Source organism: Halorientalis brevis, from assembly GCF_042678165.1.
GTDB classification, from domain to species: Archaea; Halobacteriota; Halobacteria; order Halobacteriales; family Haloarculaceae; genus Halorientalis; species Halorientalis brevis.
This window is the reverse complement of the sequence record NZ_JBHUDJ010000005.1, coordinates 1-879: the sequence shown is the minus strand read 5'-3', so window position 1 is coordinate 879 and position 879 is coordinate 1. Positions and strand designations below refer to the sequence as shown.

Below are 879 nucleotides of genomic sequence, written 5' to 3'. Positions count from 1 at the left end.
CCGGCTATTGGTGTCCTCCTCCCGGAGTGAGGGTCACAGTCACTAACGGGTAGTATTTCACTGCTGCCTCGGTGGCCCGCTAGCGCGGGTACCTGTGTAGCGGCTCCTACCTATGCTGCACATTAGCGACCATGTCCCAGCAACAGCCTGCAGTAAAGCTCTATAGGGTCTTCGCTTCCCCTTGGGGGTCTCCAGACTCCGCACTGGAATGTACAGTTCACCGGGCCCAACGTTGGGACAGTGGCGCTCTCGTTAATCCATTCATGCAAGCCGCTACTGAAGCGGCAAGGTACTACGCTACCTTAAGAGGGTCATAGTTACCCCCGCCGTTGACGGGTCCTTCGTCCTATTGTACTAGGTGTTCAGATACCCGCACTGGGCAGGATTCAGTGACCGTACGAGTCCTTGCGGATTTGCGGTCACCTATGTTGTTACTAGACAGTCGGAGCGCCCGAGTCACTGCGACCTGCTCCTTTCCGGAGCAGGCATCCCTTATCGCGAACTTACGGGACTAACTTGCCGAATTCCCTAACGTCGGTTGTTCCCGACAGGCCTTGGCTTTCGCCGCCACGAGCACCTGTGTCGGATCTCGGTACGGATGTCATGCTCCCTTTTCACGGGCCCCAGGTTGAACCAGCTTGCGGTATCCCGCCGTTCGTCCGCTTCGTGCCATTACGGCTTCCACGGATTTGGACGGTTCCACCGGGCGAAGGCCCGGTCTGGTTGACCCCGAGGCGTCGGTTTCACTGCATGACAGCACTGGAATATTAACCAGTTTCCCTTTTGTCCTGCTCGAATTACGACAGGACTTAGGACCGGCTAACCCTCGGTTGACGAACAGTGCCGAGGAACCCTTGCTCGTAAGGCCGTCGGGATTCG

The 879-nt window shown here is 57.6% G+C and carries 1 rRNA gene; it reads right to left on the bottom strand.

Annotated elements, in window-relative coordinates:
- Window positions 1-879 (bottom strand): 23S ribosomal RNA (locus ACFR9U_RS11735); the annotation flags it as partial.